We start from the raw sequence: 25,753 nt of genomic DNA on the forward strand, positions 1-25,753 counted from the left end.
GATCTAATTAAATCTGTCATTTCTAGACTCCAGAGAGAGCAGCTTCAGAAGCTCGTGACGATCAAACGCCTGTTCGATCAAAGTGATAGAAGTTGCGCGAGCGACCTCCGCCAGCACCGGCGTGGCAAACAGCCTCGTCAGCGGCAACGCGACGCCAACAGCCTGCGACATCCGGCTCGAGAGCTGCACCGCCAGCAAGGAATGTCCGCCGAGCTCGAAGAAGTTGTCGTGGCGGCCGACCCGCTCGACCCCGAGAAGCTCCGCCCAGATCTCGGCCAGCGCCGTCTCGATCTCGCCGCGCGGTGCCTCGTAGGCCCGACGCGCATAGGCATCGTCCTCGGGGGCCGGCAGCGCCTTGCGGTCGAGCTTGCCGTTCACCGTCAGCGGCAGTGCGTCCAGCCGCACGAAGGCCGACGGCACCATGTAGTCCGGCAGCAGGCCGCTCAGGTGATGGCGCATCACGCTCGCAAGCTCGGCCCCATCGGCTTCGGCCGACCCGTCCGTCGTCTTCGCAACCACATAGGCGACGAGCCGCTTGTCGCCCGCCGCATCCGCGCGCGCCACCACCGCCGCCTCGCGCACCCGGGCGTGCTCGCAAAGCCGTGCGGCGATCTCGCCCGGCTCGATGCGGAAGCCGCGGATCTTCACCTGGTCGTCGTTGCGGCCGAGGAACTCCAGATTGCCGTCCGGCAGATAGCGCCCCAGATCGCCGGTCCGGTACAGCCGATCGCCGTCCACAAAGGGACTGGCGATGAACCGCTCCGCCGTCAGCTCGGGACGGTTCAGGTAGCCCCGCGCCACCCCTGCCCCGCCGATGTAAAGCTCACCCGCCGCCCCGAACGGCACGGGCGCACCATGACCGTCCAGCAGATACACCCGCGTGTTGGCAATCGGACGGCCGATCGTCTCAACGACAGCCTCTCCCCTCGGCATGCAAATCCAGGTCGAGTACGTCGTCGTTTCCGAAGGAGCGTACAGATTACAGATCTTCTCTACGCCACTGCTCTCGAAGACCCTCTCGATCAGATCTGCCTTCAGCCGCTCACCCGCCAAATTGATCACGCTGGTCGAAGCCGGCACGGCTTGCTGGTCGACCAGAGCGGCGATCGCCGAGGGGACCGTGTTGATCAAGGAGACATCCAAGGGCGTCTGCGCCAGCGCCAGTGCATCCTCGACAAGATAAAGCGTGCTTCCTTGCGACAGCGGAACGAAGCACTCATAGACGGACAAATCAAAACTGATCGAGGTAGAAAACAGCGTGCGGCTGATCTCTGACTCCGCAAATACGCCGCTGCTCCAATGCAGCAGGTTGACGGTGCTGGCATGCTCGACCATGACGCCCTTTGGGGTTCCGGTGGAGCCGGAGGTGTAGATGACATAGGCGAGATGGCGTGCGGTCAGGCCAAGGGCGCTCGGGTCCGGGTTCGAGGCCGGCAGTTCGGCCCAGGCCGGGGTCGCCGTCTCCAGATCGATCACCGTCAGATCGACCGTCGCCTCCGGGCCGAGTGCTGCGCGGCCGGCCGGATCGCAAAGCAGCAGGTGCGGTGCGGCATCCTCGACAACCTGCCGCAGCCGCGCGCACGGATAGGCCGGGTCCAGCGGCAGATAGGCGCCGCCCGCCTTGAGGATCGCCAAAAGTCCCACCACCATCGACGGGCTGCGCTCCAGGCAGATCGCCACCGGCTGATCCGGCCTGACACCGAGCCCGATCAGGTGATGGGCCAGCCGGTTGGCACGGGCATTCAGTTCCCCATAGCTCAGCGTCTCGTCCTCATGAACCACCGCCACGGCATCCGGCGCACGCTGCACCTGCGCCTCGAACAGTTCGTGGACGCAACCGTCCGACGGATAATCGGCCGCCGTCCGGTTCAGATCCTCCAGCAGATAGCTGCGCTCGGCGGCCGGCAGGATGTCGATGCGGCCGACCGGCTGGTCGGCATCGGCAACCATCGCCCGCAGCAGCGCCAGCAGATAACCACGCTGCCGCTCGATCGTCGCTTCATCGAACAGCGCCGTGGCATAGCCAAACGTCCCGGCGATGACCTCGCCATGCTCACCAAGGTTCAGCTCCAGATCGAACTTGACCTGATCGAGCCCGTCCCCGGCCGCCTCCACGCTCAGCCCGGCAAGGTCGAACGACCCGACGGCGTTGTTCTGCCAGGCCAACATCACCTGGAACAGCGGCGTGTGATCGAGATGCCGGGGCGGCTTGACGATCTCCACCTGCTCGAACGGCAGGTCCTGATGCTCCTGCGCAGCCAGGGCCGTGCGCCGCGTCCGTTCCAGAAGCTCCGACACATCAGGCTCGCCCGACAGGTCGACCCGAAGCGCCAGGGTGTTGACGAAGAAGCCGATCAACTCTTCGATCTCGCGCCGGCCGCGATTGGCGCTCGGCACGCCGATCACAAGGTCGTCCTGCCCCGACAGACGCGACAGCACCGCCGCCCAGGCCGCCAGCACCGTCATGAACAAGGTCGTGCCATGCTGCCGGCTCAGCCGCTTCAGCCCCCGCGTCAGGTCCGCATCGATGACAACAGGCACACTGGCCCCGGCAAACGACTGCTGGGCCGGCCGCGCACGGTCCGTCGGCAAGGCAAGTCGGGCCGGAGCGCCGGACAGGGCGTCGCGCCAATACTGCGCCTGGCTCTGCAGCCGTTCCCCCGACAGCCATTGGCGTTGCCAGGCGGCATAATCCGGATACTGGATCGCCAGCGGCGGCAAAGGATCGTCCTCTCCAGCCGCAAACGCCCGGTAAAGCTGACTGAGTTCACGCATCAGCACGCCCATCGACCAGCCGTCCGAGACGATATGATGCTGGGTCAGCAGGAAGACGTGCTCCGCATCCGACATCCGGATCAGACGCCCGCGGATCAGCGGCCCGCGCGCAAGATCGAATGGCGTGCGCGCCTCTTCATGGCACAGATCCAGAAGCGCCGCCTCTGCATCCGGCCGGCCCCGCAGATCGTGCTCGAGCACCGGCAACCCCGCATCCGGCGGCAGAACCTCAACCCGGGGCTTGCCCTCCGGTGCGACAAAGACACTGCGCAGCGCCTCGTGACGGGCAAACAAATGGTCAAGGCTGCGCTGCCAGGCGGTGCGGTCGAGCCCACCACGCAGCCGCAAGGCCAGCGGAATGTGATAGTTGGTGCTGCCCTCGTCCAGCTGCGCCAAAAACCATAGCCGCTGCTGCGCAAACGACAGCACAAGCGGCCCATCACGCCCGATTGGGGCGATGGCCGGTTGTCGCTGTGAATCGGAACTACTCAACGCCGCAATCGTCAGCGCCAGATCGGCCAGCACCGGCCTGGCGAACAGCCTCGTCAGCGGCAGCGCGACGCCAACAGCCTGCGACAGCCGGCTGGAGAGCTGCACCGCCAGCAAGGAATGTCCGCCGAGCTCGAAGAAGTTGTCGTGGCGGCCGACCCGCTCGACCCCGAGAAGCTCCGCCCAGATCTCTGCCAGCGCCGTCTCGATCTCGCCGCGCGGCGCCTCATAGGTGCGGTGCGCATAGGCGTCGTCCTCCGGCGAAGGCAGCCCCTTGCGGTCGAGCTTGCCGTTCGGCGTCAAAGGCAGTGCTTCCAACCGCACGAACGCCGACGGCACCATGTAGTCCGGCAGCCGCCCGCCCAGATGCGCGCGCAAGGCGCCGGCCAGCCGGCTTCCATCCTCGTCGTCCGATCCGGCCTCGGGCGCGCACACGACATAGGCGACAAGCTGCTTGTCGCCGGCGCGGTCCTGGCGCGCCACCACCGCCGCCTCGCGCACCCAGGCATGCTCGCCAAGCCGCGCGGCGATCTCGCCCGGCTCGATGCGGAAGCCGCGGATCTTCACCTGCTCGTCGTTGCGGCCGAGGAACTCCAGATTGCCGTCCGGCAGATACCGCCCCAGATCCCCGGTCCGGTACATCCGCCCCCCAGCCGCGCCGCAGAACGGATCAGGCAGGAAACGCTCCGCCGTCAGCTCGGGGCGGTTCAGGTAGCCACGTGCTACGCCTGCCCCGCCGATGTAAAGCTCGCCAACCGCCCCAAACGGGACGGGTGCGTCAAATTGGTCCAGGAGATATATTTGAAGATCCGGGATCCGTTCGCCGATCGGACCGCATGAGCTGGACGTATCAGACTTGTTAAGAGGCCGATAAGTCACATGCACAGTCGTCTCTGTGATGCCGTACATGTTGATCAGCCGTGGGGCATGCTCAAAATGCCGTTCGAACCACGGCTTCAGAGAGGAAGGCTCCAAGGCCTCGCCTCCAAAAATCACATAGCGAAGCTGGTTGCGAACTCCACTCTCACGCTCGGCTTCGATCAGAGCTTTAAACGCCGAAGGGGTCTGGTTGAGCACCGTGACGCTTGACTTGCAAACCAGAGTATAAAAGTCGGGAGCAGAGCGAGCTATATGCCGCGGTACGAGAACCAGACGTCCACCACAGTGCAGCGCTCCCCACAACTCCCAAACCGAGAAGTCGAACGAGAAAGAATGAAACAGGCACCAGACATCGCGCTCGTTGAAATCGTACCAGCTCCGTGTCGCCTCAAACAAACGGACAATTTGCGCATGCTCGACCATGACGCCCTTTGGGGTTCCGGTGGAGCCTGAGGTGTAGATGACATAGGCGAGATGGCGCGGGCTCAGGCCAAGGGCGCTCGGGTCTGGGTCCGAGGCCGGCAGTTCGGCCCAGGCCGGGGTCGCCGTCTCCAGATCGATCACCGTCAGATCGGCCGTCGCCTCCGGGCCGAGTGCTGCGCGGCCGGCCGCATCGCAAAGCAGCAGGTGCGGTGCGGCATCCTCGAGCACCTGCCGCAGCCGCGCCGACGGATAGGCGGGATCCAGCGGAACATAGGCGCCGCCCGCCTTGAGGATCGCCAAAAGACCCACCACCATCGCCGGGCTGCGCTCCAGGCAGATCGCCACCGGCTGATCCGGCCTGACACCCAGCCCGATCAGGTGATGGGCCAGCCGGTTGGCCCGCGCGTTGAGCTCGCCATAGCTCAGGCGCTCGTCCTCATGGACCACCGCCACCGCCTCCGGCGCTTTTTGCACCTGCTGCTCGAACAGCTCGTGGATGCACCGCTCCGACGGATAGGCCGCCGCCGTCCGGTTCAGATCCTCCAGCAGATAGCTGCGTTCGGCGGCCGGCAGGATATCGATGCGGCCGACCGGCTGCCCGGCATCAGCAACCATCGCTCGCAGCAACGCCAGCAGATAACCACGCTGCCGCTCGATCGTCGCCTGATCGAACAGCGCCGTGGCATAACCAAACGTTCCGGCTATGACCTCATCGCACTCGCCAAGGCTCAGCTCCAGATCGAACTTGACCTGATCGAGCCCCTCCCCGGCCGCCTCCACGCTCAGCCCGGCAAGGTCGAACGACCCGACAGCGTTGTTCTGCCAGGCCAACATCACCTGGAACAGCGGCGTGTGATCAAGATGCCGGGGCGGCTTGACGATCTCCACCACCTGCTCGAACGGCAGGTCCTGATGCTCCTGCGCAGCCAGGGCCGTGCGCCGCGTCCGTTCCAGAAGCTGCGACACATCAGGCTCGCCCGACAGGTCGACCCGAAGCGCCAGGGTGTTGACGAAGAAGCCAATCAATTCTTCGATCTCGCGCCGGCCACGATTGGCGGTCGGCACACCGATCACAATGTCGTCCTGCCCCGACAGACGCGACAGCACCGCCGCCCAGGCCGCCAGCACCGTCATGAACAAGGTCGTGCCATGCTGCCGGCTCAGCCGCTTCAGCCCCCGCGTCAGGTCCGCATCGATGACAACAGGCACACTGGCCCCGGCAAACGACTGCTGGGCCGGACGCGCACGGTCCGTCGGCAAGGCAAGTCGGGCCGGAGCGCCGGACAGGGCGTCGCGCCAATACTGCGCCTGGCTCTGCAGCCGTTCCCCCGACAGCCATTGGCGTTGCCAGGCGGCATAATCCGGATACTGGATCGCCAGCGGCGGCAAAGGATCGTCCTCTCCAGCCGCAAACGCCCGGTAAAGCTGACTGAGTTCACGCATCAGCACGCCCATCGACCAGCCGTCCGAGACGATATGATGCTGGGTCAGCAGGAAGACGTGCTCCGCATCCGACATCCGGATCAGACGCCCGCGGATCAGCGGCCCGCGCGCAAGATCGAATGGCGTGCGCGCCTCTTCATGACACAGATCCAGAAGCGCCGCCTCAGCATCCGGCCGGCCCTGCAGATCGTGCTCCAGCACCGGCAACCCCGCCTCCGGCGGCAGAACCTCAACCCGGGGCTTGCCCTCCGGTGCGACAAAGACACTGCGCAGCGCCTCATGACGGGCAAACAAACGGTCAAGGCTGCGCTGCCAGGCGGTGCGGTCGAGCCCACCACGCAGCCGCAAGGCCAGCGGAATGTGATAGTTGGTGCTGCCCTCGTCCAGCTGCGCCAAAAACCATAGCCGCTGCTGCGCAAACGACAGCACAAGCGGCCCATCACGCCCGATTGGGGCGATGGCCGGTTGTCGCTGTGAATCGGAACTACTCAACGCCGCAATCGTCAGCGCCAGATCGGCCAGCACCGGCTTGGAGAACACCGTCCTGAGCGGCAGCTCGACGCCTACGGCCTGCGACAGCCGGCTGAACGAGCGCACCGCCAGGAGCGAGTGTCCGCCGAGTTCGAAGAAGTGGTCGTGGCGGCCGACCCGCTCGACCCCGAGCAGTTCCGCCCAGATGCCGGCCAGCATCGTCTCGATCTCGCCCTGCGGCGCCTCATAGGTGCGGCGCACATAAGCATCGCCCTCCGGAGCCGGCAGCCCCTTGCGGTCCAGCTTGCCGTTCGCCGTCAAAGGCAGTGCGTCCAGCCGCACGAAGGCCGACGGCACCATGTAGTCCGGCAGCAGGCCACTGAGATGGGCTCGCAACGACGCAGCAAGTCCGGCGCCATCGGCTTCGTCCGACCCGTCCGTCGTCTTCGCAACCACATAGGCGACGAGCCGCTTGTCGCCGGTGCGATCCTGGCGCGCCACCACCGCCGCCTCGCGCACCCAGGCATGCTCGCCAAGCCGCGCGGCGATCTCGCCCGGCTCGATGCGGAAGCCGCGGATCTTCACCTGCTCGTCGTTGCGGCCGAGGAACTCCAGATTGCCGTCCGGCAGATACCGCCCCAGGTCGCCGGTCCGGTACAGCCGGGCCCCTGCCTCATCGCTGAACGGATCGGCCAGGAAACGCTCGGCCGTCAGCTCGGGGCGGTTGAGGTAGCCACGCGCTACACCGGCACCCCCGATATACAACTCCCCGACCGCTCCATACGGAACGGGCGCACCATGACCGTCCAGCAGATACACCCGCGTGTTGGCAATCGGACGGCCAATCGTCTCAACGACAGCCTCTCCCCTCGGCATGCAAATCCAGGTCGAGTACGTCGTCGTCTCGGATGGAGCGTACAGATTACAGATCTTCTCTACGCCACTGCTCTCGAAGACCCTCTCGATCAGATCTGCCTTCAGCCGCTCACCCGCCAAATTGATCACGCTTGTCGAAGCCGGCACGGCTTGCTTGTCGACCAGAGCGGCGATCGCCGAGGGGACCGTGTTGATCAAGGAGACATCCAAGGACGTCTGCGCCGGCGCCAGTGCATCCTCGACAAGATAAAGCGTGCTTCCTTGCGACAGCGGAACGAAGCACTCATAGACGGACAGATCAAAACTGATCGAGGTAGAAAACAGCGTGCGGCTGATCTCTGACTCCGCAAACACGCCGCTGCTCCAATGCAGCAGGTTGACGGTGCTGGCATGCTCGATCATGACGCCCTTTGGTGTTCCGGTTGAACCGGAGGTGTAGATGACATAGGCGAGATGGCGTGAGGTCAGGCCAAGGGCGCTCGGGTCCGGGTTCGAGGCCGGCAGTTCGGCCCAGGCCGGGGGCGCCGTCTCCAGATCGACCACCGTCAGATCGGCCGTCGCCTCCGGGCCGAGTGCTGCGCGGCCGGCCGCATCGCAAAGCAGCAGGTGCGGTGCGGCATCCTCGAGCACCTGCCGCAGCCGCGCGACGGATAGGCGGGATCCAGCGGCATAGGCGCCGCCCGCCTTGAGGATCGCCAAAAGACCCACCACCATCGCCGGGCTGCGCTCCAGGCAGATCGCCACCGGCTGATCCGGCCTGACACCCAGCCCGATCAGGTGATGGGCCAGCCGGTTGGCCCGCGCGTTGAGCTCGCCATAGCTCAGGCGCTCGTCCTCATGGACCACCGCCACCGCCTCCGGCGCTTTTGCACCTGCTGCTCGAACAGCTCGTGGATGCACCGCTCCGACGGATAGGCCGCCGCCGTCCGGTTCAGATCCTCCAGCAGATAGCTGCGTTCGGCGGCCGGCAGGATGTCGAGCTCGCGCACCGGCCTATTAGGGGCATGCTCCAGCGCCTCGGCCAATTGCTCGAGCACCTGCTGCATGTAGCCGCAGACCCGATCCGCAGACACGGGCTCCACCACCTGCGCCGTCAGGCCGAGCGCCTCGCCAAAATCCTCCACCGACAGGGTCAGCGGATAGTTGGTGCGCTCCTCGCCGCCCAGCCATTCCGCGCGGACACATCAGCCACCGCAGCGCAGCCGACACGGCCGCCGGCGTGTGGCGGTAGTTCAACAGCGCGCTGAACAGCGGCGCCGGCGGCAACCCCGCTGCAGCGTTGCGCCAGCGCCAGCGAGGCATGCTCGTGCGCCAGCAGCTCAGCCAGCCGCGCATGGTGTGGCCGCACGCTCGCCTCGACCCCGTCCCGTCGATCGACGCAATGGCAGGGTGTTCATGAACAGGCCCATCGCCCGGTCGGCGCCGCACCCGCATGCATGCGGCCGAACAGCACCGTGCCGAACACCACCTGCTCACGGCCGCTTGCACGCGCCACCACCTGCCCCCAGGCCAGATGGCAAAGGCTCGCCAGGCTCACCCCGAGCCGTCGTGCCTGGCTGCGCAGCCGGTCGTGAGCGCCTGCGGCAACATCCGCCGCGCCTCGTGAGACCCGATGCCATCACCATAGACCTCGCTCAGCCCAAACGGCGTCGTCGGCGCGTCGATATCCGACAACTGCGATCGGAAGAACTGCTCATGCGCCTCCACACCGACCCCCAGTCGGGCCTGTGCGATCAGATTGCGGAACGGCTGCGGCGTGCCCAGCTCATGCCCTCGGCCCCCCAGCACCGCCTCGACCTCGGAATGCAGCACCTCCGACGTCGTGTGATCCCCGATCAGATGATGCTGCAGCTCCAGCAGCAGCCAACGGTCACTATCTGGTTCGACGGCGATCACGAACCGCATCAATGGCGCCCGGCCGAGATCAATACGATGCTGACGTGGATCGAAACGGCGCTTCAACTGCTCATGGCCAGGACCCCCATCTGCATCCAGCTCAACCTCGACCACATCCAGCGGTGCAGTGCGCCAGACCACCTGCGCCGGGTTGGACAGCCCTTCCCAGACAAAGGCGGTGCGCAGAATGTCGTGCCGGGCCACGACTTGCTGAACCGCGCCAAGATAGCGCTCAAGCAGGCCACGGTCGGCGAACGCCATCTGCGAGACCAGCAGATAGGGATCGCCCCGGGTTGCCAGCAGATGGTGGAACAGAATGCCGTCCTGCAGCGGCGACAGGCCATAAATGTCCTGGATATTGCCGACGCCACCGGGAACCGTCGCCACGATCCGATCGATCTCCGGCTGGGTCAATTCGGCGAGCGGCAGCATCTGCGGCGTAATCGCCGTACTCTGCTTGGTGATCAGGTTGGCAGGCACCGCCACCTCGTGATGGCTGCCAAGGCTGGCGGCAAGATCGGCCAGCACCGGCCTGGCGAACAGGGTGCGCACCTCCCCCCGAGCGACAGCCGCCGCAGCCGCTCCATCAGCTGCACCGCCAGCAAGGAATGTCCGCCGAGCTCGAAGAAGTTGTCGTGGCGGCCGACCCGCTCGACCCCGAGAAGCTCCGCCCAGATCTCTGCCAGCGCCGTCTCGATCTCGCCGCGCGGCGCCTCATAGGTGCGGTGCGCATAGGCGTCGTCCTCCGGCGAAGGCAGCCCCTTGCGGTCGAGCTTGCCGTTCGGCGTCAAGGGCAGTGCTTCGATCCGCACGAACGCCGACGGCACCATGTAGTCCGGCAGCCGCCCGCTCAGATGCGCCCGCAAGGCGCCGGCAAGCCCGCCTCCATCGTCGTCGTCCGATCCTGCCTCGGGTCCACACACGACATAGGCGACAAGGTGCTTGTCGCCGGCACGGTCCTGGCGCGCCACCACCACCGCCTCGCGCACCCAGGCGTGCTCGCCAAGCCGTGCGGCGATCTCGCCCGGCTCGATGCGGAAGCCGCGGATCTTCACCTGGTCGTCGTTGCGGCCGAGGAACTCCAGATTGCCGTCCGGCAGATAGCGCCCCAGATCGCCGGTCCGGTACAGCCGGGCCCCTGCCTCATCGCTGAACGGATCGGCCAGGAAACGCTCCGCCGTCAGCTCGGGGCGGTTGAGGTAGCCACGCGCTACACCGGCACCCCCGATATACAACTCCCCGACCGCTCCATACGGAACCGGCGCACCATGACCGTCCAGCAGATACACCCGCGTGTTGGCAATCGGACGGCCAATCGTCTCAACGACAGCCTCTCCCCTCGGCATGCAAATCCAGGTCGAGTACGTCGTCGTCTCGGATGGAGCGTACAGATTACAGATCTTCTCTACGCCACTGCTCTCGAAGACCCTCTCGATCAGATCTGCCTTCAGCCGCTCACCCGCCAAATTGATCACGCTTGTCGAAGCCGGCACGGCTTGCTTGTCGACCAGAGCGGCGATCGCCGAGGGGACCGTGTTGATCAAGGAGACATCCAAGGGCGTCTGCGCCAGCGCCAGTGCATCCTCGACAAGATAAAGCGTGCTTCCTTGCGACAGCGGAACGAAGCACTCATAGACGGACAAATCAAAACTGATCGAGGTAGAAAACAGCGTGCGGCTGATCTCTGACTCCGCAAACACGCCGCTGCTCCAATGCAGCAGGTTGACGGTGCTGGCATGCTCGACCATGACGCCCTTTGGGGTTCCGGTGGAGCCTGAGGTGTAGATGACATAGGCGAGATGGCGCGGGCTCAGGCCAAGGGCGCTCGGGTCTGGGTCCGAGGCCGGCAGTTCGGCCCAGGCCGGGGTCGCCGTCTCCAGATCGATCACCGTCAGATCGGCCGTCGCCTCCGGGCCGAGTGCTGCGCGGCCGGCCGCATCGCAAAGCAGCAGGTGCGGTGCGGCATCCTCGAGCACCTGCCGCAGCCGCGCCGACGGATAGGCGGGATCCAGCGGAACATAGGCGCCGCCCGCCTTGAGGATCGCCAAAAGACCCACCACCATCGCCGGGCTGCGCTCCAGGCAGATCGCCACCGGCTGATCCGGCCTGACACCCAGCCCGATCAGGTGATGGGCCAGCCGGTTGGCCCGCGCGTTGAGCTCGCCATAGCTCAGGCGCTCGTCCTCATGGACCACCGCCACCGCCTCCGGCGCTTTTTGCACCTGCTGCTCGAACAGCTCGTGGATGCACCGCTCCGACGGATAGGCCGCCGCCGTCCGGTTCAGATCCTCCAGCAGATAGCTGCGTTCGGCGGCCGGCAGGATGTCGAGCTCGCGCACCGGCCTATTAGGGGCATGCTCCAGCGCCTCGGCCAATTGCTCGAGCACCTGCTGCATGTAGCCGCAGACCCGATCCGCAGACACGGGCTCCACCACCTGCGCCGTCAGGCCGAGCGCCTCGCCAAAATCCTCCACCGACAGGGTCAGCGGATAGTTGGTGCGTTCCTCGCCGCCCAGCCATTCCACGCCGACAGGACATCGTCCGTTCCGGAGCCGGACAGGCCGCCGGCGTGTGTGACGGTAGTTCAACAGCGCGCTGAACAGCGGCGCCGGCGCCGCAACCCCGCTGCAGCGTTGCGCCAGCGCCAGCGAGGCATGCTCGTGCGCCAGCAGCTCGGAAAGCCGCGCATGGGTGTCCGCACGCTCGCCTCGACCCCGGTCCCGTCGAGGTCGAGCCGCACAGGCAGGGTGTTGATGAACAGGCCCAGCGCCCGGTCGGCGCCCGCACCGCATGCATGCGGCCGAACAGCACCGTGCCGAACACCACCTGCTCACGGCCGCTGCTGCACGCGCCACCACCTGCCCCCAGGCCAGATGGCAAAGGCTCGCCAGGCTCACCCCAGCCGCCGCGCTTGTTGCCGCAGCCGATCGTTGAGCGCCTGCGGCAACATCCGCCGCGCCTCGTGAGACCCGATGCCATCACCATAGACCTCGCTCAGCCCAAACGGCGTCGTCGGCGCGTCGATATCCGACAACTGCGATCGGAAGAACTGCTCATGCGCCTCCACACCGACCCCCAGTCGGGCCTGTGCGATCAGATTGCGGAACGGCTGCGGCGTGCCCAGCTCATGCCCTCGGCCCCCCAGCACCGCCTCGACCTCGGAATGCAGCACCTCCGACGTCGTGTGATCCCCGATCAGATGATGCTGCAGCTCCAGCAGCAGCCAACGGTCACTATCTGGTTCGACGGCGATCACGAACCGCATCAATGGCGCCCGGCCGAGATCAATACGATGCTGACGCGGATCGAACCGCCGCCTGAGCTCATCGGCGCCGGAACCATCACAGCCCTCCAGCTCAACCTCGACCACATCCAGCGGTGCAGTGCGCCAGACCACCTGCGCCGGGTTGGACAGCCCCTCCCAGACAAAGGCGGTGCGCAGAATGTCGTGCCGGGCCACGACTTGCTGAACCGCGCCAAGATAGCGCTCAAGCAGGCCACGGTCGGCGAACGCCATCTGCGAGACCAGCAGATAGGGATCGCCCCGGCTGGCCAGCAGATGGTGGAACAGAATGCCGTCCTGCAGCGGCGACAGGCCATAAATGTCCTGGATGTTGCCGACACCGCCGGGAACCGTGGCGACGATCCGGTCGATCTCCTCCTGGGTCAGATCGATGAGCGGCAGCATCTGCGGCGTAATCGCCGTACTCTCCTCGGTGATCAGGTTGGCAGGCACCGCCACCTCGTGATGGCTGCCCAGGCTGGCGGCCAGATCGGCCAGCACCGGCCTGGCGAACAGGGTGCGCACCTCCACCCCCAGCGACAGCCGCCGCAGCCGCTCCATCAATTGAACCGCCAGGAGCGAGTGGCCGCCGAGTTCGAAGAAGTGGTCGTGGCGTCCGACCCGCTCCAGCCCCAGGAGCTCCGCCCAGATCCCGGCCAGCGCCGTCTCGATCTCGCCTTGCGGCGCCGCATAGGCCGCCCGCGCATAGGCCTCGTCGGCCGGCGCCGGCAGCCCCTTGCGGTCGAGCTTGCCGTTCGCCGTCAAGGGCAGTGCTTCCAACCGCACGAACGCCGACGGCACCATGTAGTCCGGCAGCCGCCCGCCCAGATGCGCCCGCAAGGCGACGGCCAGCCCGCTTCCATCGTCGTCGTCCGATCCGGCCTCGGGTCCACACACGACATAGGCGACAAGGTGCTTGTCGCCGGCGCGGTCCTGGCGCGCCACCACCGCCGCCTCGCGCACCCGGGCGTGCTCGCAAAGCCGGGCGGCGATCTCGCCCGGCTCGATGCGGAAGCCGCGGATCTTCACCTGGTCGTCGTTGCGGCCCAGAAACTCCAGATTGCCGTCCGGCAGATACCGCCCCAGGTCGCCGGTCCGGTACAGCCGGGCCCCTGCCTCATCGCTGAACGGATCGGCCAGGAAACGCTCCGCCGTCAGCTCGGGGCGGTTGAGGTAGCCACGCGCTACACCGGCACCCCCGATATACAACTCCCCGACCGCTCCATACGGAACGGGCGCACCATGACCGTCCAGCAGATACACCCGCGTGTTGGCAATCGGACGGCCGATCGGGATCGAATTGAGCCCTTTGATAACATTCGATATTTCGAATGTGGCACATCCAACCGTGGCTTCTGTCGGACCAAAATGATTGATTAGACGCACATCTGGAAAGCGCTCTTGCCAAAACTTTATGTCTTCGGGAATCAGCGCTTCACCACCAACCATCAGTGCGCTCGTCGGCGGTGGTCCTACGTACCCCTGAAGGCGCTTGTTGAGCATGCTCAGATGTGAAGGCGTTAGTTTAACGAGATCATAGGGTTGGCCATCCTTCATAGTGACAAGTGCATCAAGTTGAGCAGTTGGCTCTAGAAGATGAAGTCTGGCACCCGCCAATAGGGGGCCGAATAGGGTTGTAATAATGCCGTCGAAGCTTAGTGAATGTAGTATGGGTGAACCATTCACTGCTCCTTGGTAATAGCTGTCATCTGACCACCGTGAATAATTCACCAAGTTTCCATGCTCGATCATGACGCCTTTTGGTGTTCCGGTTGAACCGGATGTGTAGATGACATAGGCGAGATGGCGTGCGGTCAGGCCGAGCGCCTGCGGGTCGGGGTCGGAAGATGGCGCATCCGCCCAGGCGGGTATTGCCGCATCCACGTCGACCACACTCACGGCCGCCAGCGCCTCGGCGCCGAGTGCTGCGCGACCGGCGGCATCGCAAAGCAACAGCCGCGGCGCGGCATCCTCGAGCACCTGCCGCAGCCGCGCCGACGGATAGGCCGGGTCCAGCGGAACATAGGCGCCGCCCGCCTTGAGGATCGCCAGCAGTCCCACCACCATCGACGGACTGCGCTCAAGGCAGATGGCCACACGGTCGTCCGGCTTGACACCGAGCCCGATCAGGTGATGGGCCAGCCGGTTGGCACGGGCATTCAGTTCCCCATAGCTCAGCGTCTCGTCCTCATGAACCACCGCCACGGCATCCGGCGCACGCTGCACCTGCGCCTCGAACAGTTCGTGGACGCAACCGTCCGACGGATAATCGGCCGCCGTCCGGTTCAGATCCTCCAGCAGATAGCTGCGTTCGGCGGCCGGCAGGATATCGATGCGGCCGACCGGCTGCCCGGCATCAGCAACCATCGCTCGCAGCAACGCCAGCAGATAACCACGCTGCCGCTCGATCGTCGCCTGATCGAACAGCGCCGTGGCATAACCAAACGTTCCGGCTATGACCTCATCGCACTCGCCAAGGCTCAGCTCCAGATCGAACTTGACCTGATCGAGCCCGTCCCCGGCCGCCTCCACGCTCAGCCCGGCAAGGTCGAACGACCCGACGGCGTTGTTCTGCCAGGCCAACATCACCTGGAACAGCGGCGTGTGATCGAGATGCCGGGGCGGCTTGACGATCTCCACCACCTGCTCGAACGGCAGGTCCTGATGCTCCTGTGCAGCCAGGGCCGTGCGCCGCGTCCGTTCCAGAAGCTCCGACACATCAGGCTCGCCCGACAGGTCGACCCGAAGCGCCAGGGTGTTGACGAAGAAGCCGATCAACTCTTCGATCTCGCGCCGGCCGCGATTGGCGCTCGGCACGCCGATCACAAGGTCGTCCTGCCCCGACAGACGCGACAGCACCGCCGCCCAGGCCGCCAGCACCGTCATGAACAAGGTCGTGCCATGCTGCCGGCTCAGCCGCTTCAGCCCCCGCGTCAGGTCCGCATCGATGACAACAGGCACACTGGCCCCGGCAAACGACTGCTGGGCCGGCCGCGCACGGTCCGTCGGCAAGGCAAGTCGGGCCGGAGCGCCGGACAGGGCGTCGCGCCAATACTGCGCCTGGCTCTGCAGCCGTTCCCCCGACAGCCATTGGCGTTGCCAGGCGGCATAATCCGGATACTGGATCGCCAGCGGCGGCAAAGGATCGTCCTCTCCAGCCGCAAACGCCCGGTAAAGCTGACTGAGTTCACGCATCAGCACGCCCATCGACCAGCCGTCCGAGACGATATGATGCTGGGTCAGCAGGAAGACGTGCTCCGCATCCGACATCCGGATCCGACGCCCGCGGATCAGCGGCCCGCGCGCAAGATCGAATGGCGTGCGCGCCTCTTCATGACACAGATCCAGAAGCGCCGCCTCAGCATCCGGCCGGCCCTGCAGATCGTGCTCCAGCACCGGCAACCCCGCCTCCGGCGGCAGAACCTCAACCCGGGGCTTGCCCTCCGGTGCGACAAAGACACTGCGCAGCGCCTCATGACGGGCAAACAAACGGTCAAGGCTGCGCTGCCAGGCGGTGCGGTCGAGCCCACCACGCAGCCGCAAGGCCAGCGGAATGTGATAGTTGGTGCTGCCCTCGTCCAGCTGCGCCAAAAACCATAGCCGCTGCTGCGCAAACGACAGCACAAGCGGCCCATCACGCCCGATTGGGGCGATGGCCGGTTGTCGCTGTGAATCGGAACTACTCAACGCCGCAATCGTCAGCGCCAGATCGGCCAGCACCGGCTTGGAGAACAGCGTCCTGAGCGGCAGCTCGACGCCTACGGCCTGCGACAGCCGGCTGAACGAGCGCACCGCCAGGAGCGAGTGTCCGCCGAGTTCGAAGAAGTGGTCGTGGCGGCCGATCCGCTCGACACCGAGCAGTTCCGCCCAGATGCCGGCCAGCATCGTCTCGATCTCGCCCTGCGGCGCCTCGTAGGTGCGGCGCACATAAGCATCGCCCTCCGGAGCCGGAAGCCCCTTGCGGTCCAGCTTGCCGTTCGGCGTCAAAGGCAGTGCTTCCAACCGCACGAACGCCGACGGCACCATGTAGTCCGGCAGCCGCCCGCCCAGATGCGCGCGCAAGGCGCCGGCCAGCCCGCTTCCATCGTCGTCGTCCGATCCGGCCTCGGGTCCACACACGACATAGGCGACAAGGTGCTTGTCGCCGGCGCGATCCTGGCGCGCCACCACCACCGCCTCGCGCACCCAGGCGTGCTCGCAAAGCCGCGCGGCGATCTCGCCCGGCTCGATGCGGAAGCCGCGGATCTTCACCTGGTCGTCGTTGCGGCCGAGGAACTCCAGATTGCCGTCCGGCAGATAGCGCCCCAGATCGCCGGTCCGGTACAGCCGGGCCCCTGCCTCATCGCTGAACGGATCGGCCAGGAAACGCTCCGCCGTCAGCTCGGGGCGGTTGAGGTAGCCACGCGCTACACCGGCACCCCCGATATACAACTCCCCGACCGCTCCATACGGAACCGGCGCACCATGACCGTCCAGCAGATACACCCGCGTGTTGGCAATCGGACGGCCAATCGTCTCAACGACAGCCTCTCCCCTCGGCATGCAAATCCAGGTCGAGTACGTCGTCGTCTCGGATGGAGCGTACAGATTACAGATCTTCTCTACGCCACTGCTCTCGAAGACCCTCTCGATCAGATCTGCCTTCAGCCGCTCACCCGCCAAATTGATGACGCTTGTCGAAGCCGGCACGGCTTGCTTGTCGACCAGAGCGGCGATCGCCGAGGGGACCGTGTTGATCAAGGAGACATCCAAGGGCGTCTGCGCCAGCGCCAGTGCATCCTCGACAAGATAAAGCGTGCTTCCTTGCGACAGCGGAACGAAGCACTCATAGACGGACAAATCAAAACTGATCGAGGTAGAAAACAGCGTGCGGCTGATCTCTGACTCCGCAAACACGCCGCTGCTCCAATGCAGCAGGTTGACGGTGCTGGCATGCTCGACCATGACGCCCTTTGGGGTTCCGGTGGAGCCTGAGGTGTAGATGACATAGGCGAGATGGCGCGGGCTCAGGCCAAGGGCGCTCGGGTCTGGGTCCGAGGCCGGCAGTTCGGCCCAGGCCGGGGTCGCCGTCTCCAGATCGATCACCGTCAGATCGGCCGTCGCCTCCGGGCCGAGTGCTGCGCGGCCGGCCGCATCGCAAAGCAGCAGGTGCGGTGCGGCATCCTCGAGCACCTGCCGCAGCCGCGCCGACGGATAGGCGGGATCCAGCGGAACATAGGCGCCGCCCGCCTTGAGGATCGCCAGCAGTCCCACCACCATCGACGGACTGCGCTCAAGGCAGATGGCCACACGGTCGTCCGGCTTGACACCAAGCCCGATCAGGTGATGGGAAAGACGGTTGGCACGGGCATTCAGTTCCCCATAGCTCAGCGTCTCGTCCTCATGAACCACCGCCACGGCATCCGGCGCACGCTGCACCTGCGCCTCGAACAGTTCGTGGACGCAAACGTCCGACGGATAATCGGCCGCCGTCCGGTTTAGATCCTCCAGCAGATAGGTCCGCTCGTCGGATGACAGCAGCTCGATGCGACCGACCGGCTGCCCGGCATCAGCAACCATCGCTCGCAGCAACGCCAGCAGATAACCACGCTGCCGCTCGATCGTCGCCTGATCGAACAGCGCCGTGGCATAACCAAACGTTCCGGCTATGACCTCATCGCACTCGCCAAGGCTCAGCTCCAGATCGAACTTGACCTGATCGAGCCCGTCCCCGGCCGCCTCCACGCTCAGCCCGGCAAGGTCGAACGACCCGACGGCGTTGTTCTGCCAGGCCAACATCACCTGGAACAGCGGCGTGTGATCGAGATGCCGGGGCGGCTTGACGATCTCCACCACCTGCTCGAACGGCAGGTCCTGATGCTCCTGTGCAGCCAGGGCCGTGCGCCGCGTCCGTTCCAGAAGCTCCGACACATCAGGCTCGCCGGACAGGTCGACCCGAAGCGCCAGGGTGTTGACGAAGAAGCCGATCAACTCTTCGATCTCGCGCCGGCCGCGATTGGCGCTCGGCACGCCGATCACAAGGTCGTCCTGCCCCGACAGACGCGACAGCACCGCCGCCCAGGCCGCCAGCACCGTCATGAACAAGGTCGTGCCATGCTGCCGGCTCAGCCGCTTCAGCCCCCGCGTCAGGTCCGCATCGATGACAACAGGCACACTGGCCCCGGCAAACGACTGCTGGGCCGGCCGCGCACGGTCCGTCGGCAAGGCAAGTCGGGCCGGAGCGCCGGACAGGGCGTCGCGCCAATACTGCGCCTGGCTCTGCAGCCGTTCCCCCGACAGCCATTGGCGTTGCCAGGCGGCATAATCCGGGTACTGGATCGCCAGCGGCGGCAAAGGATCGTCCTCTCCAGCCGCAAACGCCCGGTAAAGCTGACTGAGTTCACGCATCAGCACGCCCATCGACCAGCCGTCCGAGACGATATGATGCTGGGTCAGCAGGAAGACGTGCTCCGCATCCGACATCCGGATCAGACGCCCGCGGATCAGCGGCCCGCGCGCAAGATCGAATGGCGTGCGCGCCTCTTCATGACACAGATCCAGAAGCGCCGCCTCAGCATCCGGCCGGCCCTGCAGATCGTGCTCCAGCACCGGCAACCCCGCCTCCGGCGGCAGAACCTCAACCCGGGGCTTGCCCTCCGGTGCGACAAAGACACTGCGCAGCGCCTCATGACGGGCAAACAAATGGTCAAGGCTGCGCTGCCAGGCGGTGCGGTCGAGCCCACCACGCAGCCGCAAGGCAAGCGGAATGTGATAGTTGGTGCTGCCCTCGTCCAGCTGCGCCAAAAACCATAGCCGCTGCTGCGCAAACGACAGCACAAGCGGCTCATGACGCGACACGGCCGCAATCGCCGGCAGCTCTTGCGGACCGGCGCGGCTCAACGCCTCGACGATGCTTGCCGCCAGATCGGAAAGCACCGGCCTGGCAAACAGCCTCGTCAGCGGCAGCGCGACGCCAACAGCCTGCGACAGCCGGCTCGAGAGCTGCACCGCCAGCAAGGAGTGGCCGCCGAGCTCGAAGAAGTGGTCGTGGCGTCCGACCCGCTCGACCCCGAGGAGCTCCGCCCAGATCCCGGCCAGCGCCGTCTCGATCCCGCCCTGCGGCGCCTCGTAGGTGCGGCGCACATAAGCATCGCCCTCCGGAGCCGGAAGCCCCTTGCGGTCCAGCTTGCCGTTCGGCGTCAAAGGCAGTGCTTCCAACCGCACGAACGCCGACGGCACCATGTAGTCCGGCAGCCGCCCGCCCAGATGCGCGCGCAAGGCGCCGGCCAGCCGGCTTCCATCCTCGTCGTCCGATCCGGCCTCGGGCGCGCACACGACATAGGCGACAAGCTGCTTGTCGCCGGCGCGGTCCTGGCGCGCCACCACCGCCGCCTCGCGCACCCAGGCATGCTCGCCAAGCCGCGCGGCGATCTCGCCCGGCTCGATGCGGAAGCCGCGGATCTTCACCTGCTCGTCGTTGCGGCCGAGGAACTCCAGATTGCCGTCCGGCAGATACCGCCCCAGATCCCCGGTCCGGTACATCCGCCCCCCAGCCGCGCCGCAGAACGGATCAGGCAGGAAACGCTCCGCCGTCAGCTCGGGGCGGTTCAGGTAGCCACGTGCTACGCCTGCCCCGCCGATGTAAAGCTCGCCCACCGCCCCGAACGGCACGGGCGCACCATGGCCGTCAAGAACATAAAGCCGCGTATTGGCAATCGGACGGCCGATCGGAACGTTTTGCTGAGGTACCCCAATCCTTACGTCAATAGGAAAACTGGATGACCAGATCGTTGTTTCGGTGGGACCGTAAAGATTTTTAAGAGACTTCACTCCTCTACCAAGACGCGACGACAGATTGGCGGGTAACGCTTCACCTCCACACAGCGCTCTTAAGTGCGGTGTCCCTTGCCAGTCGGCATCCAGTAGTATGCGCCACGTCGCTGGGGTGGCCTGCATTACAGAAATCTTGTGATGAGCAAGAAGACGCTGCAACGCCATGGCATCCGTAGTATCCTTGCTGCTAGCTAGGACGACAGTGGCTCCCGTGCTCAATGGAAGATGGAGCTCCAGCCCCGCGATATCAAACGAAATGGTCGTGATAGCTAGGAACGAATCCTGCTCTGAGATGCTCATTACATGTGAAAGAGCATGGAAGAAATTCACCAAGTTTCCATGCTCGATCATGACGCCTTTTGGTGTTCCGGTTGAACCGGATGTGTAGATGACATAGGCGAGATGGCGTGCGGTCAGGCCGAGCGCCTGCGGGTCGGGGTCGGAAGATGGCGCATCCGCCCAGGCGGGTATTGCCGCAGCCACGTCGACCACACTCACGGCCGCCAGCGCCTCGGCGCCGAGTGCGGCGCGACCGGCGGCATCGCAAAGCAACAGCCGCGGCGCGGCATCCTCGAGCACCTGCCGCAGCCGCGCCGACGGATAGGCCGGGTCCAGCGGAACATAGGCGCCGCCCGCCTTGAGGATCGCCAGCAGTCCCACCACCATCGACGGACTGCGCTCAAGGCAGATGGCCACCGGCTGATCCGGCCTGACACCGAGCCCGATCAGGTGATGGGCCAGCCGGTTGGCACGGGCATTCAGTTCCCCATAGCTCAGCGTCTCGTCCTCATGAACCACCGCCACGGCATCCGGCGCACGCTGCACCTGCGCCTCGAACAGTTCGTGGACGCAACCGTCCGACGGATAATCGGCCGCCGTCCGGTTCAGATCCTCCAGCAGATAGCTGCGCTCGGCGGCCGGCAGGATGTCGATGCGGCCGACCGGCTGGTCGGCATCGGCAACCATCGCCCGCAGCAGCGCCAGCAGATAACCACGCTGCCGCTCGATCGTCGCTTCATCGAACAGCGCCGTGGCATAGCCAAACGTCCCGGCGATGACCTCGCCATGCTCACCAAGGTTCAGCTCCAGATCGAACTTGACCTGATCGAGCCCGTCCCCGGCCGCCTCCACGCTCAGCCCGGCAAGGTCGAACGACCCGACGGCGTTGTTCTGCCAGGCCAACATCACCTGGAACAGCGGCGTGTGATCGAGATGCCGGGGCGGCTTGACGATCTCCACCACCTGCTCGAACGGCAGGTCCTGATGCTCCTGCGCAGCCAGGGCCGTGCGCCGCGTCCGTTCCAGAAGCTCCGACACATCAGGCTCGCCCGACAGGTCGACCCGAAGCGCCAGGGTGTTGACGAAGAAGCCGATCAACTCTTCGATCTCGCGCCGGCCGCGATTGGCGCTCGGCACGCCGATCACAAGGTCGTCCTGCCCCGACAGACGCGACAGCACCGCCGCCCAGGCCGCCAGCACCGTCATGAACAAGGTCGTGCCATGCTGCCGGCTCAGCCGCTTCAGCCCCCGCGTCAGGTCCGCATCGATGACAACAGGCACACTGGCCCCGGCAAACGACTGCTGGGCCGGCCGCGCACGGTCCGTCGGCAAGGCAAGTCGGGCCGGAGCGCCGGACAGGGCGTCGCGCCAATACTGCGCCTGGCTCTGCAGCCGTTCCCCCGACAGCCATTGGCGTTGCCAGGCGGCATAATCCGGATACTGGATCGCCAGCGGCGGCAAAGGATCGTCCTCTCCAGCCGCAAACGCCCGGTAAAGCTGACTGAGTTCACGCATCAGCACGCCCATCGACCAGCCGTCCGAGACGATATGATGCTGGGTCAGCAGGAAGACGTGCTCCGCATCCGACATCCGGATCAGACGCCCGCGGATCAGCGGCCCGCGCGCAAGATCGAATGGCGTGCGCGCCTCTTCATGGCACAGATCCAGAAGCGCCGCCTCAGCATCCGGCCGGCCCTGCAGATCGTGCTCCAGCACCGGCAACCCCGCCTCCGGCGGCAGAACCTCAACCCGGGGCTTGCCCTCCGGTGCGACAAAGACACTGCGCAGCGCCTCATGACGGGCAAACAAACGGTCAAGGCTGCGCTGCCAGGCGGTGCGGTCGAGCCCACCACGCAGCCGCAAGGCCAGCGGAATGTGATAGTTGGTGCTGCCCTCGTCCAGCTGCGCCAAAAACCATAGCCGCTGCTGCGCAAACGACAGCACAAGCGGCCCATCACGCCCGATTGGGGCGATGGCCGGTTGTCGCTGTGAATCGGAACTACTCAACGCCGCAATCGTCAGCGCCAGATCGGCCAGCACCGGCCTGGCGAACAGCCTCGTCAGCGGCAGCGCGACGCCAACAGCCTGCGACAGCCGGCTCGAGAGCTGCACCGCCAGCAAGGAATGTCCGCCGAGCTCGAAGAAGTTGTCGTGGCGGCCGACCCGCTCGACCCCGAGAAGCTCCGCCCAGATCTCTGCCAGCGCCGTCTCGATCTCGCCGCGCGGCGCCTCATAGGTGCGGTGCGCATAGGCGTCGTCCTCCGGCGAAGGCAGCCCCTTGCGGTCGAGCTTGCCGTTCGGCGTCAAAGGCAGTGCTTCCAACCGCACGAACGCCGACGGCACCATGTAGTCCGGCAGCCGCCCGCCCAGATGCGCGCGCAAGGCGCCGGCCAGCCGGCTTCCATCCTCGTCGTCCGATCCGGCCTCGGGCGCGCACACGACATAGGCGACAAGCTGCTTGTCGCCGGCGCGGTCCTGGCGCGCCACCACCGCCGCCTCGCGCACCCAGGCATGCTCGCCAAGCCGCGCGGCGATCTCGCCCGGCTCGATGCGGAAGCCGCGGATCTTCACCTGCTCGTCGTTGCGGCCGAGGAACTCCAGATTGCCGTCCGGCAGATACCGCCCCAGATCCCCGGTCCGGTACATCCGCCCCCCAGCCGCGCCGCAGAACGGATCAGGCAGGAAACGCTCCGCCGTCAGCTCGGGGCGGTTCAGGTAGCCACGTGCTACGCCTGCCCCGCCGATGTAAAGCTCGCCCACCGCCCCGAACGGCACGGGCGCACCATGGCCGTCAAGAACATAAAGCCGCGTATTGGCAATCGGACGGCCGATCGGAACGTTTTGCTGAGGTACCCCAATCCTTACGTCAATAGGAAAACTGGATGACCAGATCGTTGTTTCGGTGGGACCGTAAAGATTTTTAAGAGACTTCACTCCTCTACCAAGACGCGACGACAGATTGGCGGGTAACGCTTCACCTCCACACAGCGCTCTTAAGTGCGGTGTCCCTTGCCAGTCGGCATCCAGTAGTATGCGCCACGTCGCTGGGGTGGCCTGCATTACAGAAATCTTGTGATGAGCAAGAAGACGCTGCAACGCCATGGCATCCGTAGTATCCTTGCTGCTAGCTAGGACGACAGTGGCTCCCGTGCTCAATGGAAGATGGAGCTCCAGCCCCGCGATATCAAACGAAATGGTCGTGATAGCTAGGAACGAATCCTGCTCTGAGATGCTCATTACATGTGAAAGAGCATGGAAGAAATTCACCAAGTTTCCATGCTCGATCATGACGCCTTTTGGTGTTCCGGTTGAACCGGATGTGTAGATGACATAGGCGAGATGGCGTGCGGTCAGGCCGAGCGCCTGCGGGTCGGGGTCGGAAGATGGCGCATCCGCCCAGGCGGGTATTGCCGCATCCACGTCGACCACACTCACGGCCGCCAGCGCCTCGGCGCCGAGTGCTGCGCGACCGGCGGCATCGCAAAGCAACAGCCGCGGCGCGGCATCCTCGAGCACCTGCCGCAGCCGCGCCGACGGATAGGCCGGGTCCAGCGGAACATAGGCGCCGCCCGCCTTGAGGATCGCCAGCAGTCCCACCACCATCGCCGGGCTGCGCTCCAGGCAGATCGCCACCGGCTGATCCGGCCTGACACCCAGCCCGATCAGGTGATGGGCCAGCCGGTTGGCACGGGCATTCAGTTCCCCATAGCTCAGCGTCTCGTCCTCATGAACCACCGCCACGGCATCCGGCGCACGCTGCACCTGCGCCTCGAACAGTTCGTGGACGCAAACGTCCGACGGATAATCGGCCGCAGTCCGGTTCAACTCCTCCAACAGATAAGACCGCTCGTCGGATGACAGAACTTCCAGTTCCCGCACCGGCATGTCCGGCGTCCGCTCCAGCGCCTCGGCCAGATGCTCGAGCACCTGCTGCATGTAGCCGCAGACCCGATCCGCAGAGATCGGCTCGGCCGCCTCCGCCGTCAGACCGAACGACTGGCCGTAATCCTCCACCGACAGGGTCAGCGGATAGTTGGTGCGCTCCTCGCCGCCCAGCCATTCCGCGCCGGACAGAACATCAGCCACCGCAGCGGCAGCACCCGACACGGCCGCCGGCGCATTGTGGCGGTAGTTCAGCAGCGCGCTGAACAGCGGCGCCGGTGCGGCAACCCCGCTGCAGCGCTGTGCCAGCGCCAGCGAGGCATGCTCGTGCGCCAGAAGCTCAGCCAGCCGCGCATGTGTGGCCCGAACGCTCGCCTCGACCCCCGTCCCGTCCAGATCCAGACGCAATGGCAGGGTGTTCATGAACAGGCCCATCGCCCGGTCGGCGCCGGCACCCGCATGCATGCGGCCGAACAGCACCGTGCCGAACACCACCTGCTCACGGCCGCTTGCACGCGCCACCACCTGCCCCCAGGCCAGATGGCAAAGGCTCGCAAGGCTCACCCCGAGCCGTCGTGCCTGGCTGCGCAGCCGGTCGTGCAGCGCCTGCGGCAACATCCGCCGCGCCTCGTGAGACCCGATGCCATCACCATAGACCTCGCTCAGCCCAAACGGCGTCGTCGGCGCGTCGATATCCGACAACTGCGATCGGAAGAACTGCTCATGCGCCTCCACACCGACCCCCAGTCGGGCCTGTGCGATCAGATTGCGGAACGGCTGCGGCGTGCCCAGCTCATGCCCTCGGCCCCCCAGCACCGCCTCGACCTCGGAATGCAGCACCTCCGACGTCGTGTGATCCCCGATCAGATGATGCTGCAGCTCCAGCAGCAGCCAACGGTCACTATCTGGTTCGACGGCGATCACGAACCGCATCAATGGCGCCCGGCCGAGATCAATACGATGCTGACGTGGATCGAAACGGCGCTTCAACTGCTCATGGCCAGGACCCCCATCTGCATCCAGCTCAACCTCGACCACATCCAGCGGTGCAGTGCGCCAGACCACCTGCGCCGGGTTGGACAGCCCTTCCCAGACAAAGGCGGTGCGCAGAATGTCGTGCCGGGCCACGACTTGCTGAACCGCGCCAAGATAGCGCTCAAGCAGGCCACGGTCGGCGAACGCCATCTGCGAGACCAGCAGATAGGGATCGCCCCGGGTTGCCAGCAGATGGTGGAACAGAATGCC

The 25,753-nt window shown here is 65.7% G+C and carries 2 protein-coding genes and 1 pseudogene; all 3 read right to left on the reverse strand.

Going from position 1 to position 25,753, the window contains the following annotated elements; genetic code table 11:
- Positions 1 to 3: 3 nt before the first annotated feature.
- The gene (locus ISN39_RS38070) at positions 4 to 8,202 is read right to left on the reverse strand and encodes a non-ribosomal peptide synthetase (protein WP_194732117.1); all 8,199 of its coding nucleotides are present in this window, start codon (positions 8,200 to 8,202) and stop codon (positions 4 to 6) included.
- Positions 8,178 to 8,480 carry a hypothetical protein gene (locus ISN39_RS38075; RefSeq protein WP_348652031.1) on the reverse strand — a complete coding sequence of 101 codons (303 nt, stop codon included), beginning with the start codon at positions 8,478 to 8,480 and terminating at the stop codon, positions 8,178 to 8,180. Before ISN39_RS38075 ends, ISN39_RS38070 begins: the two co-directional genes overlap by 25 nt.
- Positions 8,481 to 8,577: 97 nt before the next feature.
- Positions 8,578 to 25,726, reverse strand: a pseudogene (locus ISN39_RS38080) (amino acid adenylation domain-containing protein); the annotation flags it as partial.
- Positions 25,727 to 25,753: the final 27 nt, after the last annotated feature.

Origin of the sequence: Rhizobium sp. 007 (assembly GCF_015353075.1) — a bacterium.
Taxonomy (GTDB): domain Bacteria; phylum Pseudomonadota; class Alphaproteobacteria; order Rhizobiales; family Rhizobiaceae; genus Rhizobium.